Raw genomic sequence first — 14326 nt, forward strand, 5'->3', positions numbered from 1 at the left:
GGCGTCGGTCACGCGGCCCTCCGCAGCCTCGGGTCCAGCACGGCGTAGAGCAGGTCGACCACGTAGTTGACGAGCAGCACGGCCAGCACGAGCACCATGACGACGCCCTGCACGAGCAGCAGGTCGCGGTTGCCGACGCCGTCGAGCAGCAGGCTGCCGAGGCCGGGGATGACGAAGACGCGCTCGACGACGACCGCGCCGACGAGCAGCGTCGCGAGCTGCAGGCCGAGGACGGTGACGACGGGGATCGCGGCGTTGCGCAGGCCGTGGCGCACCAGGGCGCCGTACGGCCCGAGCCCCTTGGCCCGCGCGGTGCGCACGTAGTCCTCGCGGAGCACGTCGAGGACCGCCGAGCGCACGTAGCGGGTGAGGACCGCGCCCTGCACCAGGCCCAGCGACAGCGCGGGCAGCACGAGGCGCCGCAGGAACTCCCCCGGGTCCTCGGCCGGCGGCACCCACCCGCTGGAGGGGAGCCAGCCCAGCCGCACCGCGAAGACGGTGACGAGCAGGATCCCCGCGAGGAACGACGGCACGGCCACCCCGACCTGGCTCAGCGCCGAGACCGCGGCACCGGCGGCGTCGCGGTGCCGCACGGCCGCGACGACGCCGAGGGGCAGCGCGACGAGCAGGGCGAGCACCATCGCGGTGAGCACCAGCCACAGCGTCACCTGCAGGCGGTCGAGCACCTGCGGGCCGATGCCCGCGCCCGAGACGTACGACCGCCCGAAGTCCCCGCTGGGCAGGCCGCCGACCCAGTCGAGGTACTGCACGACGAGCGGGCGGTCCGTGCCGAACCGCTCCCGGGTCGCCTGCACGGCCTCCTCGGTCGCGTTGACGCCGAGGGCGACGCGCGCCGGGTCGCCCGGCAGCACCGCCATGAAGGCGAAGACGACGACCGAGGCGAGCGCGAGGCTGACGAGGAAGACGAGGGTCCGCCGGAGCACCTGCAGGAGCACGCGGCCTACCCGCGGGACAGGGTCGTCAGGTCGAAGGATTCCCCGATGCGGTTCTCCGGCAGGCCCTGCACGTCGGCCTCCGCGACGATGAGGTTCGGCAGCAGGAACAGCCAGTCCGCGGCCGCCTGCTCGGAGATGCGCCGCGCGGCCTGCTGCAGGTCGGTCACCTGCTCCTCCGGCGTGCCGCGGTCCGCCTGCGCGAGCAGGTCCTGCACCTGCGGGTCGTCGTAGCGGAAGTAGTAGTCGGGGTTGCCGAAGGCGGAGATGTCGCGGGGCTCGACGTGGGCCACGATCGACAGGTCGTAGTCCGCGTTGGTGAAGACGTCCTCCAGCCAGCGGGCCGGGAACTCCAGCGGCTCGATCTCCGCGGTGATGCCGACGTCGGCGAGCTGGGACTGCACGACCTGCGCCGAGGCCACCGCGTAGGGCAGGTTCGCGATGCGCATCCGCAGGCTGACGTCCTGGGCGCCGGCCTCCTGCAGGAGCTGGCGGGCCCGGTCGGGGTCGTACGGCGCCACGCCGGTGAGGTCCTCGTACCAGGGGTCGGTCGGCGGCACCATGCTGCCGATGAGCTCGCCGCGCCCGGCCCAGGCGGTGTCGAGCAGCGCCTGGTGGTCGATCGCGTGCCGCACCGCCTGGCGCACGCGCACGTCCTGCAGCGGCCCCGCCGCGCCGTTCATGGAGAGCACGACCTCGCCGTTCGTCGTGCCCTCGATGACCTGGAACCGGTCGTCGCCCTCGAACTGCGCGAGCGTCTCGGGCGCCTGCACGGTGCCGACGACGTCGATGCCCCCGGACAGCAGGGCGTTCGTCGTGGCGGTGGCGTCCTCGAAGTACTGCAGCGTCACCTGGCCCACCCCGGGCGCCTCGCCCCAGTAGTCGTCGCGGGCGGTGAGCTCGAGGGTCCCGGAGTTGTCCCACTCGGTCACCTCGTACGGCCCGGTGCCCACGGCGGTGCTCTGCAGGTCGTCCACCCCGGACTCGCTGAACATGGCTCCGATGCGCGTGGTCATGCGGAAGAGCCAGTCGTTGCTCGGCTCGGACAGCGTCACCCGCAGCTCGGTCGGGGAGACCGCCTCGACGGTGTCCACGACGTCCATCCCGCTCTTGAGCGACACGGTCCAGGCGTCGGACTTCACCCGCTCGATGCTGAACTTCGCGTCCTCGGCGGTGAACTCCTCGCCGTCGGAGAAGGTCACGCCCTCCTGCAGGGTGAAGTCGTACGTCCGCCCGTCCTCGGAGACCTCCCAGCTCTCCGCGAGCAGCGGCACGACCTCGCCGGAGTCCTGGTCGAGCTTCACCAGGCCCTCGTAGACGTTGACGAGCAGCGCCTCCGGGATGGCGGCGCCATCGGTCGTGGTGAAGTCGAGGTTGGCCGGCTCCGCGGTCAGGCCGACCACGAGGCCCTCGCCGCCGCCGTCGGGGGCGCCGCTGGGGCCGCCGACCGGGTCGTCGGCGCTGCTGCCCGCCGAGCAGGCGGCCGTCGCCAGCAGGGTGGCGCTCGTGGCCAGGGCCGCGAGGAGCCGGGGGGTGCGTCGCCTCACGAGGGGGTCCTTCCGCCGGTGGTGCAGGGGGTCGTGCCGTCGTACGGGGGCATCATCACCCGCCGGGGTGCCGAGCGCTGCGGGGTGGGCGCGCGGCGGCCGGCGGCCCTGCGGTCACCCGGCTCACGCGACCTCCTACTGGTCCGACCAGTGGCTGTCGGCGTACCTTCGCAGAGGTCCGAGGGGCGGTCAAGGACGGAGCGTGGGGCGTGGCGGGCAGCGAGCCCTTCGAGCGGGTCCGGCCCGTGCGGGCGTACGAGCGGATCGTCGAGCAGGTCGAGGACCGCGTGCTCGGCGGGCGGCTGCTGCCCGGAGAGCGGTTGCCGAGCGAGCGCGAGATGATGCAGCAGTTCGGCGTCAGCCGGTCCACCGTCCGCGAGGCGCTACGGGTCCTCGAGAGCGGGGGCTTCGTCCGCTCGCGGCCCGGCGACCCCAACGGCCCCGAGGTCCTGCCCTTCTCCCCCGCGTCGCTGCGCAAGTCGATGACGCGGCTCGTGCAGGTCGACGAGATCGGGCTCGGCGACCTCGTGCACTTCCGCATGCTGGTGGAGGGCGCGGCGAACCAGCTCGCCGCGTCCCTCGCGACGCCGGCGCAGCTGGAGGCGATGGACGCGGCGATCGCGGCGATGGCGGAGGCGGTCGAGCTCGGGTACGAGCAGTTCAGCCGCGCGGACGTCGCCTTCCACGACGCGGTGGCGCGAGCCAGCCGCAGCACGCTCCTGCAGGTCTGCAGCGAGGTCGTGCGGGGCGCCGTGCTCGGCCTCATCGCCGCGAAGATCGCCGAGGCCGGCGACCGGCGCGAGCTCATGCTGCGCTCACTCCAGCACCACCGCGAGGTCCTGGCCGCCGTCCGGGCGCGCGACGGAGCCCGCGCGGCCCGCCTGGCCCGCGAGACCGTCCACGACTACTACGTCGGCTACGTCCCGGTCGCCGAGCGCCCCCTGCTCCGCGCCCTCCTGAGCGCCGACGGGGTTCCCAGCGGCCGGTCGGACCAGTAGCCTCCGCGTCACACCGCGGCCGCGGACCCACTCCCGCCCCTCCTCCGGTGGGGGCGCGCCGACCTGCGCGCGCCCGCCACCTGCCGATCGGAGTCCGCATGCCCGTGCGCCCGCTCGCGGCGGCCGCGCTGCTCGTCGCGCCCCTCGCCGCCGTCCCCCTCGCCGCTCCCGCCACCGCCTCCACCCCTCCCGCGGCGGAGGACGTGGCGGGCCGTCCCGGTCGGCACAACGCCGTCACCGACGTGCCCGGGGTGCACGTCGGGCAGGTCCAGTCGACGACCGCGCCGTACCTCACCGGCACGACCGTCGTGCACTTCCCGCGGATGTCCGTCGCGGGCGTCGACCAGCGCGGCGGCGCGCCGGCGACCAAGGAGACCGACCTGCTGAGCCCGCTCAACTCGAACCCCGGCGTCAACGCCATCCAGCTCGGCGGCAGCAGCATGTACGGCCTCGCCGCCAGCGACGGGATCGTGCGCTGGCTCGAGGACCGAGGCGAGGGCGTGCCCCTCGGGGTGGGCGTCGCGCCCATCGTCCCGGCCGCCGACATCTACGACCTCGCCCGCGGCGGCGACATCAAGGCCCGCACGACGCCCGAGTGGGGCTACCTCGCCGCGCAGGCGTCCGGCCCGGGACCGGTGCGCCAGGGCGTGGTCGGCGGCGGCACGGGGGCCCGCGGCGGCGGACTCAAGAGCGGCCTCGGCACGGCGAGCGTGTACCTCGGCGACGGCGTGTACGTCGGTGCGATCGTCGTGGTGAACCCCGCCGGCAACCCGGTCGACCCGGCGGACTGCTCGCTGTGGGGGGTCCGGTACGGCCTCGGCGACGAGTTCGAGGGCTACCGCGCCCCGCGCGCCGCCGAGTGCCCGCAGCCGGCGGCCGCCGCGGCCCCCGCGGCCGACGAGGCGCTCAACACGACGATCGCCGTCGTGGTGACCAACGCCCCGCTGGAGAAGGCGGCCGCCGCACGGCTGTCCGGGAACGCGCACGACGGCATGGCCCGCGCCATCGACCCGATCCACACCCTCGGCGACGGCGACACGGTCTTCGGCGTCTCGACCGCCCAGGGCGCCACCTCCATCACCGAGCCCCTGCAGGTCAACGACCCGGCCGACGGGCGCCAGCTCAACGCCATCTTCAACGCCGGGGCGCGCACGCTGTCCCGGGCCATCGCCAAGGCCGTGCTGTCCGCGGAGTCCGTCGGCACCCAGCAGTCCTACTGCGACCGCTACCCGTCGGCCTGCCGCCGGATGCCGCAGCTCGAGGAGTGGCGCACCGCCGGTACCGCACCGGACGTCACGCCGCGGGCGTGGCGCCAGGCGCGGCGGGCGCTGGAGGTGCTGCCGGTGCCGTCACCGTCGGCGCCCACCGCCGCGGCACCGGCCGCTGCGGGCGCCCCGGCCGGCACCCCCGACGAGAGCGGGGCCGCCCCTGCCGCCGGCGGCGGCTCGGGGCTGCCGCCGGCGGCCGCCGGGGCCGCCGGCGCGCTCGGGGTGCTGGCGGCGGCCGCCCTCGCGGCGGGCGGCGGGCTGCTGCTGCGCCGCCGGCTCACCGTGGCGCGCCCCTGACGGGCGCGCCGCCCACCGCCCGCCGGGTGCCGTGCGCCGTCCTCCCCCCGGGCGCACGGCACCCGCCCGGGTCCGCCCCCGCCGCTCAGGCGTCGGCGGGCGCGACCTCGCTGCCCCGGTACGCGTACGCGGCCTGGCGCACCGCCGCGTCGCTCTCCAGGCCCGCGCCGAGCGCGCCGCCCACCGTGGCCAGCGAGGTCGTCAGCCAGGCCACCTCGAGGTAGTCCCCCGGGCCGGCGCCGTGCCCCAGCGCCGCGGCGAGCAGGTCGGGGACCACGAGCACGCCGGCGCCGAGGAGCGAGAGGGCGAGCAGGACGGCGTACAGGGTGAGCACGCCGAGCAGGACCGTGGCGGTGGTGGCGAGGTTGAACAGGGCGACCTGCTTGCGCACGCGGCGGTGCGGCGCGCGCTCCCAGAGCCCGGCGCCGACGACGAGCGTCGCGGCCGTGGCCCCCACCGCGACGGCCGCGACCGCCGCGTGGCGCAGCGCGCCGAACGCGTCCGCCATCGCCCACAGGTCGGGCGTCACGAGCGCGAACACGCCGGCGGCGAGGGCGCCGGTGAGTGCGCGGGAGAGCCCGTACGCGAGCCGCCACGGCCGGTTGGCCCGCACCATGCCGGCGAGCAGGCGCAGGTTGCCGGTGAGCACGCGCGCGGTGAAGCGCAGCTCGGCCTCCCCGCCGTCGTCGCGCGGGTCGGCCGCGAGCTGGCGCGCGCGGTGCCGCAGGCGGCGCCCCCGCGCGCGGTCGCCCTCGCCCGGCACGTCCGGCGCACCCCCACCGAGGAGCTCCTCGACGAGCTGGACGGCGAGCGCGAGGCCGCGCCGGCGCAGGCCGACGGGGCCGAGCGCGGGGACGCTGACGAGGGCGACGCCGTGCACCGGGCTGGCGTGCGCGACGACCGGGCGCCGCGCGAGCTGCAGCGGGAGGTCGGTCAGGCACACCGCGAGGTCCCAGCCGGCGGCGAGCAGCCGGTCGCGCGCGGCGTCGACGAGCTCGTCGTCGGTGGCCGGCGGGACGACGAGCGCATCGACGACGGGGACCACGTGCCAGCCCGTGCCGGGGTAGCGCCGGGCCAGCTCCTGCTGCAGCGCCGCGGGCTCGACGGCGGACCCGGCCGGCCCGGGGGCGGCCACGAGGCCGACGACGACGTCCTCGGGCCCGGGCCCGTCCTGCGCGTCCACCGGCAGGAGGGTACGGCGCCGGGCGCCTGCCCCTGACGACGGTCGCGCCCGCCGTCAGCCCAGGGCTGGACGTGACGCGAAGGGGCCGCGGAGCACGGACCACTACAGCAGCACGATCGTCTTGGCGTCGGCGATCCGCCCGTCGGCGACCATCGCGAGCGCCGCGTCGACGTCGAGCTCGACCACCTCGACGTCCTCGCCCTCGTCGGCGAGGCCGCCGCCGGCGCCCGTGCGGTCCCGGGGCGTGTACGGCGCCGCGTAGCAGTGCAGCCGCTCGGTGACCGACCCCGGGCTCGTCCACATCGTCGTGACGTGCTCGAGCGGTCCGACGGCGACGCCGAGCTCCTCCGCGGCCTCGCGCCGGATCGCCGTCTCGGGGTCGTCCGCGTCGAGCAGGCCCGCGGCGACCTCGAGGAGCAGGCCGTCGGGGTGCCCGTTGACCCGCGCCGGGTAGCGGAACTGCCGCGCGAGCAGGACGGTGCGCCGGTCCGCGTCGTGCAGCAGGACCGCGGCCCCGTCCCCCCGGTCGTACGTCTCGCGCGCCTCCCGGACCACGGTGCCGTCGGCGCGGCGGCGGTCGTACGTGGTGCGGCGCAGGACGTGCCAGGCCGCGGCGAGCAGCTCGACGTCGCGCACGACGACGTCGGGGCCGGTGAGCTCGCGGCCGGCGCGGTCCAGGCCGGTGCGGCCGCGGTGGTCGGGGACGTCGAGGCCCGGCACGCCGGGCGCGGCGGTGGTGGCGGTCATGGCTCCGAGTGAGCCACACTGTGCAGCAACGTGCAAGACCTTTGATGAACTTCGACGAGTACGGAGGACCGTGCATGCTCGCCTCGCAGCGCCGCGACCTGCTCCTCGCCCGGCTGCGCGACGACGGGCGCGTCGTCGCCAAGGACGTGGCCGCGGAGCTCGGGGTGTCGGAGGACAGCGTGCGCCGCGACCTGCGCGACCTCGCGGCGGCCGGGCTGTGCCAGCGGGTGTACGGGGGCGCGCTGCCCGCCTCCCCCGCCGTGGCCGACCACCGGGCGCGACGGCAGGTGGCGACCGGCAGCAAGGAGCGCGTCGCCGTGGCCGCGGCCCGGCTCGTCGCCCCGGGCAGTACCGTCCTGCTGGACGGGGGCACCACCGCGCTGGCGGTAGTGCGGGCCCTGGCGCCGGACCTCGAGGCCACCGTCGTGACGCACAGCCCGGTCGTCGCCGCAGCGCTCGTCGAGCACCCCCGGGTCGACGTGCTCGTGCTCGGGGGGCGGCTGTTCAAGCACTCGGCGGTCGCGTGCGGGGCGGCGGCGGTCGAGGCCGCGCAGGCCGTGACGGCGGACGTGTTCCTGCTGGGCGTGACGGGGGTGCACGCGCAGAGCGGGCTGACGACGGGCGACCCGGACGAGGCGGCGATGAAGCGGGCGCTCGCCCGGCGCGCCGCGGACACGTACGTGCTGGCCAGCCGCGAGAAGGTCGGCGCCGCGTCGCCGTTCGCCGTGCTGCCGCTCGACGCGGTGGCGGGCGTCGTCACCGACGTCCCCGCCGAGGACGAGGCGGCGCGCCGGCTCGTCGAGGCGGGGGTCACCCTGCTGCCGGCGTGAGCGCGGGGCGGCCCTCGCCTAGGGTCGAGGCCGTGGAGCGCCGCCGCCGAGCCCTGTCCCTGCGCGTCCTGGGGCCGCTGCTCGCGGGCGCCCTGCTCATCGTGCTGGGGGCCTCGGTGGTCGACGGCGCCCCGGGCTCGGTGATGCTGGGCGGCGGAGCCGGCCTCGCCGTCGAGGCGCTGGTCTACTTGTGGCGCGGGCGCTCGCTCTTCGACGATGCCGGCGGTCGCTGACGGTCGGCGGGGGCCCGCGGCGCGGGCCAGCGCTCAGCCGAGCAGGATCGCGAGGACGCGCTCGTCCACCGCGAACCACAGCACGACGCCGCCGACGATGAGCAGCACGAGCAGCGCGCTGGCGAGCGCCCACGAGCGGACGGCGCCGTCCCAGGGGGAGTCGACCCGCCGCCCCGCCGGCCGCTGCCCGTCCACGCGCCCTCCGTCCGGTACGGCACCCGCCGCACCCCGGCGGGCAGTGTGCCAGGTCACGCTCCCGGGACCCTGCGGGACGCGGGGACCGTCCCTCGGGCGGGTGCACGCCCTCGACGGGCGGCACCGCGGGCGGTACGCCGCGGGGGCGGCACCGGTGCTCCGGTGCCGCCCCCGCGGGTCGTGCCGTATTCGCTCGCGTGCGGCGCGCCTGCTCGCCTGCTACCTCCCGCCGCGACCCCGCGTCAGCTGCAGCCGCTGGTGCTGCCGCAGCCCTCGCAGACGTAGCAGGAGCCGGCCGGGCGCATCTTGATGCCGCAGCTGAAGCACAGCGGCGCGTCGGCGGTGCGGCCCTGCTGGGCCTCGTACAGCTCGGCCGAGGAGTGCACCTCGCGCGGCGCGGGCGCCGCGACCGCCGGCGCCGCCGGGGCCGGAGCCGCCGGAGCGGGCTGCTGCTGACCGGTGGGGGCCGCCTGCTGCTGCAGGGACTCCACGTCGGCGGTCTCGTCCTCGACGGGCTCGTACGAGCCGGTGTCGAGCTGGCGGGCGCGCTCCTCGGCGGAGTGGATCCCCATCGCGGAGCGGGTCTCGAACGGCAGGTAGTCCAGGGCGAGCCGGCGGAAGATGTAGTCCATCATCGACTGCGCCATGCGCACGTCCGGGTCGTCGGTGAGACCGGCCGGCTCGAAGCGCAGGTTCGTGAACTTCTGGACGTACGTCTCGAGCGGCACGCCGTACTGCAGGCCGATGGACACGGCGATCGAGAAGGCGTCCATGACGCCGGCGAGCGTGGAGCCCTGCTTGCCGAGCTTGAGGAAGACCTCACCGAGGCCGTCGTCCGGGTAGGACCCGGCCGTCATGTAGCCCTCGGCGCCGCCGACGGTGAACGAGGTCGTGCGCGACGGGCGCGACTTCGGCAGGCGCTTGCGGACGGGGCGGTACTCGACGACCGGCTCGGGGGCCTGGACCGTCTCCTCCTTGTCCGCGCTCTTGGCCTTGCCGTCGGACAGCGGCTGGCCGACCTTGCAGTTGTCGCGGTAGATCGCCAGCGCCTTGAGGCCGAGCTTCCAGGACTGGAAGTAGACGTCCTCGATGTCCTCGACCGTCGCCGACTCCGGCATGTTGACGGTCTTGCTGATGGCGCCGGACAGGAACGGCTGGCAGGCGGCCATCATGCGCACGTGGCCCATGGGGGCGATGGCCCGCTCGCCCATGGCGCAGTCGAACACCTCGTAGTGCTCCGGGCGCAGGCCGGGGGCGTCCACGACGTGGCCGTGCTCGGCGATGTACTCGACGATGGCCTCGACGGTCTCCTCGGCGTAGCCGAAGCGGCGCAGCGCCCGCGGGATCGTCTGGTTGACGATCTGCATGGAGCCGCCGCCGACGAGCTTCTTGAACTTGACCAGCGAGAAGTCCGGCTCGATGCCGGTCGTGTCGCAGTCCATCATGAAGCCGATGGTGCCGGTGGGGGCGAGGACGCTGGCCTGCGCGTTGCGCCAGCCGTTCGCGTCGCCGATGGACAGGCAGTCCTCCCAGGCCTTGGTGGCCAGGGCGTGCACGTCCTTGTCCATGGCGTGCAGCGTGCGCACCGCGTCGTTGGCGGCGGCGTGCTTGCGCATGACCCGCTTGTGGGCCTGCTGGTTGCGCGCGTAGCCCTCGTAGGCGCCGACGACGCCGGCGAGCTCGGCGGAGCGCCGGTACGCGGTGCCCGTCATGAGGCTCGTGATGGACGCGGCGAGCGCGCGGCCGCCCTCGGAGTCGTAGCCGTGCCCGGTGGCCATGAGCAGCGCGCCCAGGTTGGCGTACCCGATGCCGAGCTGGCGGTACTTGCGCGTGGTGTCCCCGATCGACTCGGTCGGGAAGTCCGCGAAGCAGATGGAGATGTCCATCGCGGTGATGACGAGCTCGACGACCTTCGCGAAGGTCTGCGCGTCGAACGTGTCGTCGTCGCGCAGGAACTTCATGAGGTTGAGGCTGGCCAGGTTGCAGGACGAGTTGTCCAGCGACATGTACTCCGAGCACGGGTTGGACGCGGTGATGCGCCCGGTCTCGGGGTTGGTGTGCCAGTCGTTGATGGTGTCGTCGTACTGGATGCCGGGGTCGGCGCAGGCCCAGGCCGCGTGCGCGATCTTGTGGAACAGCTCCTTGGCGCGGATCGTCTCGATGACCTCGCCGGTGCCGCGGGCGCGCAGGCCGAAGTCGGTGTCCTGCTCGACGGCGCGCATGAACTCGTCGCTGACGCGGACCGAGTTGTTGGCGTTCTGGTACTGCACCGAGGTGATGTCGCGCCCGCCGAGGTCCATGTCGAACCCGGCGTCGCGCAGCGCGCGGATCTTCTCCTCCTCGCGCATCTTGGTCTCGACGAACTCCTCCACGTCGGGGTGGTCGACGTCGAGCACAACCATCTTGGCCGCGCGCCGCGTGGCGCCGCCGGACTTGATGGTGCCGGCGGAGGCGTCGGCACCGCGCATGAAGGAGACGGGGCCGCTGGCGGTGCCGCCGGAGGACAGCAGCTCCTTGGACGAGCGGATCCGCGAGAGGTTGAGGCCGGCGCCGGAGCCGCCCTTGAAGATGAGCCCCTCCTCGCGGTACCAGTTCAGGATCGAGTCCATGGTGTCGTCGACCGCGAGGATGAAGCAGGCGCTGACCTGCTGCGGGGCCGAGGTGCCGACGTTGAACCAGACCGGCGAGTTGAACGAGAAGACCTGGTGCAGCAGGGCCCACGTGAGCTCGTGCTCGAAGACCTCGGCGTCCTCGTCGGTGGCGAAGTAGCCGTGCTGCTTGCCGGCGCGCGCGTAGGTCAGCACCACGCGGTCGATGAGCTGCTTGAGGCTGCGCTCGCGCTGCTCGGTGCCGACGGCGCCGCGGAAGTACTTGGTCGTGACGATCGTGGAGGCGTTGACCGACCAGGAGTCGGGGAACTCCACGCCCTTCTGCTCGAAGACCGTGTCGCCGGTCTTCCAGTTGGTCTGCACGACGTCGCGGCGCTCCCACGTCACCTCGTCGTAGGGGTGGACCCCGGGCGTGGTGAAGATGCGCTGGATCGTCAGGCCCTTGCCGCGGGTGCCCCCGGTCGCGCTCGCGGCCTTGCCGCGGCGGACCACCGGGCGGTCGTGGGACGTCTCCGTCATGCTTCCTCCGTCGTCTCCTGGTACAACCCGGCACGCGGCGCGCGCACTCCCGCGCGGGGCGGTCGGCGCGCCCCGTGGGCGGCTGGTGTCGAGCTGGTGCTGGCAGTGCGGGTCGTGCGGGTCGTGCGGGTCGTGCGGTGGTGCGCTGCCCGTGCGGGCGTGCAGGGTCGTGCAGGGTCGTGCAGGGTCTGGGCGGGGGCCGTCAGCCGCTGCCGCTGCCGGCCGCCTCGGGCTCGCGACCGGTCGGCTCGTGCTCGGCACGCAGCAGGGCGATCTCGGCCTCGAAGTCCGCGAGGGACTCGAAGGAGCGGTAGACCGACGCGAAGCGCAGGTACGCCACCTCGTCGAGCTCGCGCAGCGGGCCGAGGATGGCCAGGCCGACGTCGTGGGCGTCGATCTCGGCCGAGCCGGTCGCCCGTACCGCCTCCTCGACGCGCTGGGACAGCACGGCGAGGGCGTCCTCGCTGACCGGTCGGCCCTGGCAGGCCTTGCGGACGCCGACGAGCACCTTCTCCCGGCTGAACGGCTCGGTAGCCCCGGAGCGCTTCACCACGGTGAGGCTCGCGGTCTCCACGGTCGTGAATCGCCGGCCGCACGTGGGGCAGGAGCGCCGGCGGCGGATCGAGCAGCCGTCGTCGGAGGTGCGGCTGTCGACGACCCGGCTGTCGGTGTGACGGCAGAACGGGCAGTGCACGACGACCCACCTCCTGGTGCTGGCCGACTGCGTCGCCGGGTGGGGCGGTCGGGCCCGCGGACCGGCCCCCGAGCCGCCCCGCCGACCGCCCCTGGGGACGGTGCTGTGGGTGGCACTGGGGAGAACCTGTGGGCTTCGACCACAACCTGTGGACGACTTACAGCCGTGTAACTACTAGATGTGGGAACCGTAGGCCGTGCCGAGCGGACGACGCAAGCGGGCTGCGCCTCGCGCGGGCGTGTCGTGCAGCGCATCGGGGCGTACCCCCGTGGGGTACGCGAGCGAACGGCCAGGTCGTGCGCAGGAACACCGTCACGAGGAGGGCTGCGTCGGCGACCGAAGGCGCTCTGGAGTCGCTCGGCGCGTCGCGGCGGCAGCGGCGTGTCGCGGCCCAGAGGGACGGCTGGCGGGACCGGCGGCCGTCGGTGAGGACCGTCCACAAGGACTGGCGGGGTCGCCCGAGCGGGACGTGCTGCGCACGACGCCCCCCGCGCTCGCCCCCGCTCTTCCCGTCGGGACCGGAGGGCCCACGCGCAGCGAGGCACGACGCACGTCCGGCGGAGGCGGGCTGCGACCCCCGCGTTGGGCGTCAGCCGGCGACGGGGACGAGCACCTGGTCGCCGACCTGCAGACCGTCGAGGTCGTTGAGCGCACGCATCTCCGCGACCAGGTCGCGGGGGTCGCGGTCGGGAGCGACGCGCTCGGCCAGGGACCACAGCGTGTCGCCCGGCTCGACGGTCACCGCCGCCGGGACCCCCTGCGGCACCGCGGAGGGAGCGGGACCGGCGAGCAGCGCCGCGACGGTCACGGCCACGGCGAGGGCCAGCGTCGAGACCAGCGTGGTGACCACCAGCCGGCCGCGCCGGGTCAGGCGTGCGCCGCGCCGGGGCGAGGGCTGCGCTGTACGCCGACCCGGCTGCAGGTCGGGCGCCGGCAGCGGCGCCGACAGCGCCGACGTGCCCAGCTCGGCGCACTCCCGGGCACCCTCCTCCCGCGGGAGGACCGGGGCGGGCAGCACGCGCAGCCCGGGCTCGGGCCGCGCCTGCGGCGCCAGCGCGCTCGACCCGCGCACCAGCGGGCCGAGGTCCGCGGTCGACCAGCGGGCCGTCGCCCGGTCGGGCACCGGGGCGAGCCGTCGCGGCGCCGCGCCGCGGGGGCGGCGACCCTCCTCCCCCGGCGCGCAGCGCGGCGCACCGGCGCCCCGCCGACCCGCCGGCCGCTGACGTGCGACCTCGCGCGCTGCGGTCTCCTCGACCAGGGTGCTGCGCATGCCGACCTCCTGCGATCGAACTGGTGTGCGTCGAACGGCTGTACGAGTTGTACCACTCCCCGGTCGGACTGTCGACGACACGTTCGAACAGGTGTTTGATCCTGCTCGCCGCAGCCGCTACCTTCCGACCGGTAGGCAGCACGGTGCCGGGCAGGTCTGACAGTTCTGGGAGGACGACGTGGGCGAACGGCGGTCGGGGCGCGGCGGCGCGGGCGACGAGCAGCCGGGCGCGGCGCAGGACGCCGGCGCCGACACGCACGGGCAGGACGCGCCCGGCGGCGCTGCTCGGGACGTCGTGCAGGAGATGCCCGACCGGGCCACCGCCGCCGACGGTCTGACCGCGCGCCAGCGCAAGGTCCTCGAGGTCATCCGCGACAGCGTGCGCCGCCGGGGCTACCCGCCGAGCGTCCGGGAGATCGGCGAGGCGGTCGGGCTGACCTCCCCCTCGTCGGTGAGCCACCAACTGACGACGTTGCAGCGCAAGGGGTTCCTGCGCCGCGACCCGAACCGCCCGCGAGCCATCGAGGTGGTGTCCCCGGAGCAGCTCGACCCGGCGGTCCCCGCGGTCGACGAGACGGGTTCGGGCGACCAGCGCCCCTCCCCCTCGTACGTGCCGCTCGTCGGGCGCATCGCCGCCGGCGGCCCGATCCTGGCCGAGCAGGCCGTCGAGGACGTCTTCCCGCTGCCCAAGCAGCTCGTCGGCGAGGGCGCGCTGTTCCTGCTCGAGGTGCGCGGCGACTCCATGGTCGACGCGGCGATCTGCGACGGCGACTGGGTCGTCGTGCGCCAGCAGCCGGTCGCCGACAACGGCGACATCGTGGCCGCCATGATCGACGGCGAGGCCACGGTGAAGACCTACAAGCGCCGCGACGGGCACGTCTGGCTGCTGCCGCACAACACGGCGTACGAGCCCATCCTCGGCGACGAGGCGACGGTGCTGGGGCGCGTCACGGCCGTGCTGCGCCGGGTCTGACGCCCGGCGG

13 protein-coding genes are annotated in these 14326 nt (G+C 75.2%); 5 read left to right on the forward strand and 8 right to left on the reverse strand.

The features are described 5' to 3' along the window. Nucleotides 1-8: 8 nt before the first annotated feature. Nucleotides 9-956 (reverse strand): ABC transporter permease, encoded by a 948-nt coding sequence (locus tag D5H78_RS09510; RefSeq protein WP_119950189.1) that lies wholly within the window; start codon nt 954-956, stop codon nt 9-11. A 5-nt stretch (nt 957-961) separates the two neighbouring features. Beyond that, on the reverse strand, nt 962-2500 hold the full coding sequence (locus tag D5H78_RS09515; protein WP_218566434.1) for an ABC transporter substrate-binding protein: 1539 nt from the start codon (nt 2498-2500) through the stop codon (nt 962-964). A gap of 209 nt (nt 2501-2709) precedes the next feature. On the opposite strand from D5H78_RS09515, the gene D5H78_RS09520 reads away from it, so the two are divergent. Beyond that, nucleotides 2710-3498, forward strand: coding sequence for a FadR/GntR family transcriptional regulator (locus D5H78_RS09520; protein ID WP_119950190.1), 789 nt, complete (start codon nt 2710-2712; stop codon nt 3496-3498). Nucleotides 3499-3596: 98 nt separating this feature from the next. After that, on the forward strand, nt 3597-5063 hold the full coding sequence (locus D5H78_RS09525) for a P1 family peptidase (protein ID WP_119950191.1): 1467 nt from the start codon (nt 3597-3599) through the stop codon (nt 5061-5063). A gap of 85 nt (nt 5064-5148) precedes the next feature. Here D5H78_RS09525 and D5H78_RS09530 read toward each other — a convergent pair whose 3' ends face one another. After that, nucleotides 5149-6246: a hypothetical protein gene (locus tag D5H78_RS09530; protein ID WP_218566435.1), complete on the reverse strand. Its 1098-nt coding sequence runs from the start codon at nt 6244-6246 to the stop codon at nt 5149-5151. 102 nt (nt 6247-6348) lie between these two features. Beyond that, nucleotides 6349-6993, reverse strand: coding sequence for an NUDIX domain-containing protein (locus D5H78_RS09535; protein ID WP_119950194.1), 645 nt, complete (start codon nt 6991-6993; stop codon nt 6349-6351). Nucleotides 6994-7067: 74 nt separating this feature from the next. On the opposite strand from D5H78_RS09535, the gene D5H78_RS09540 reads away from it, so the two are divergent. Then, a complete protein-coding gene (locus D5H78_RS09540) occupies nt 7068-7823 on the forward strand; it encodes a DeoR/GlpR family DNA-binding transcription regulator (protein ID WP_119950195.1) in 756 nt (251 codons plus the stop codon). A gap of 32 nt (nt 7824-7855) precedes the next feature. Beyond that, nucleotides 7856-8056, forward strand: a complete 201-nt coding sequence (locus D5H78_RS09545; protein WP_119950196.1) for a hypothetical protein — start codon at nt 7856-7858, stop codon at nt 8054-8056. 33 nt (nt 8057-8089) lie between these two features. Here D5H78_RS09545 and D5H78_RS19310 read toward each other — a convergent pair whose 3' ends face one another. The 4 genes from D5H78_RS19310 to D5H78_RS09560 form a co-directional block, all read right to left on the reverse strand. Further along, nucleotides 8090-8251 (reverse strand): hypothetical protein, encoded by a 162-nt coding sequence (locus D5H78_RS19310; protein ID WP_165865683.1) that lies wholly within the window; start codon nt 8249-8251, stop codon nt 8090-8092. A 242-nt stretch (nt 8252-8493) separates the two neighbouring features. Continuing rightward, on the reverse strand, nt 8494-11379 hold the full coding sequence (locus D5H78_RS09550) for a vitamin B12-dependent ribonucleotide reductase (RefSeq protein ID WP_119950198.1): 2886 nt from the start codon (nt 11377-11379) through the stop codon (nt 8494-8496). A 202-nt stretch (nt 11380-11581) separates the two neighbouring features. Further along, nucleotides 11582-12073 (reverse strand): transcriptional regulator NrdR, encoded by a 492-nt coding sequence (nrdR, locus tag D5H78_RS09555; RefSeq protein WP_119950200.1) that lies wholly within the window; start codon nt 12071-12073, stop codon nt 11582-11584. A gap of 589 nt (nt 12074-12662) precedes the next feature. Then, nucleotides 12663-13343, reverse strand: coding sequence for a LysM peptidoglycan-binding domain-containing protein (locus D5H78_RS09560; RefSeq protein WP_119950202.1), 681 nt, complete (start codon nt 13341-13343; stop codon nt 12663-12665). Nucleotides 13344-13647: 304 nt separating this feature from the next. Between D5H78_RS09560 and lexA the strand changes: the two genes are divergently transcribed. Then, nucleotides 13648-14316, forward strand: coding sequence for a transcriptional repressor LexA (lexA, locus tag D5H78_RS09565; RefSeq protein WP_119950317.1), 669 nt, complete (start codon nt 13648-13650; stop codon nt 14314-14316). Nucleotides 14317-14326: the final 10 nt, after the last annotated feature.

Origin of the sequence: Vallicoccus soli (genome assembly GCF_003594885.1) — a bacterium.
GTDB lineage: Bacteria > Actinomycetota > Actinomycetes > Motilibacterales > Motilibacteraceae > Vallicoccus > Vallicoccus soli.

Coding starts and splice junctions, on each gene's coding strand:
- D5H78_RS09560 (WP_119950202.1), bottom strand. CDS start 13,343: ATGCGCAGCACCCTGGTCGAGGAGACCGCAGCGCGCGAGGTCGCACGT.
- D5H78_RS09525 (WP_119950191.1), top strand. CDS start 3,597: ATGCCCGTGCGCCCGCTCGCGGCGGCCGCGCTGCTCGTCGCGCCCCTC.
- lexA (WP_119950317.1), top strand. CDS start 13,648: ATGCCCGACCGGGCCACCGCCGCCGACGGTCTGACCGCGCGCCAGCGC.
- D5H78_RS09535 (WP_119950194.1), bottom strand. CDS start 6,993: ATGACCGCCACCACCGCCGCGCCCGGCGTGCCGGGCCTCGACGTCCCC.
- D5H78_RS09540 (WP_119950195.1), top strand. CDS start 7,068: ATGCTCGCCTCGCAGCGCCGCGACCTGCTCCTCGCCCGGCTGCGCGAC.
- D5H78_RS09550 (WP_119950198.1), bottom strand. CDS start 11,379: ATGACGGAGACGTCCCACGACCGCCCGGTGGTCCGCCGCGGCAAGGCC.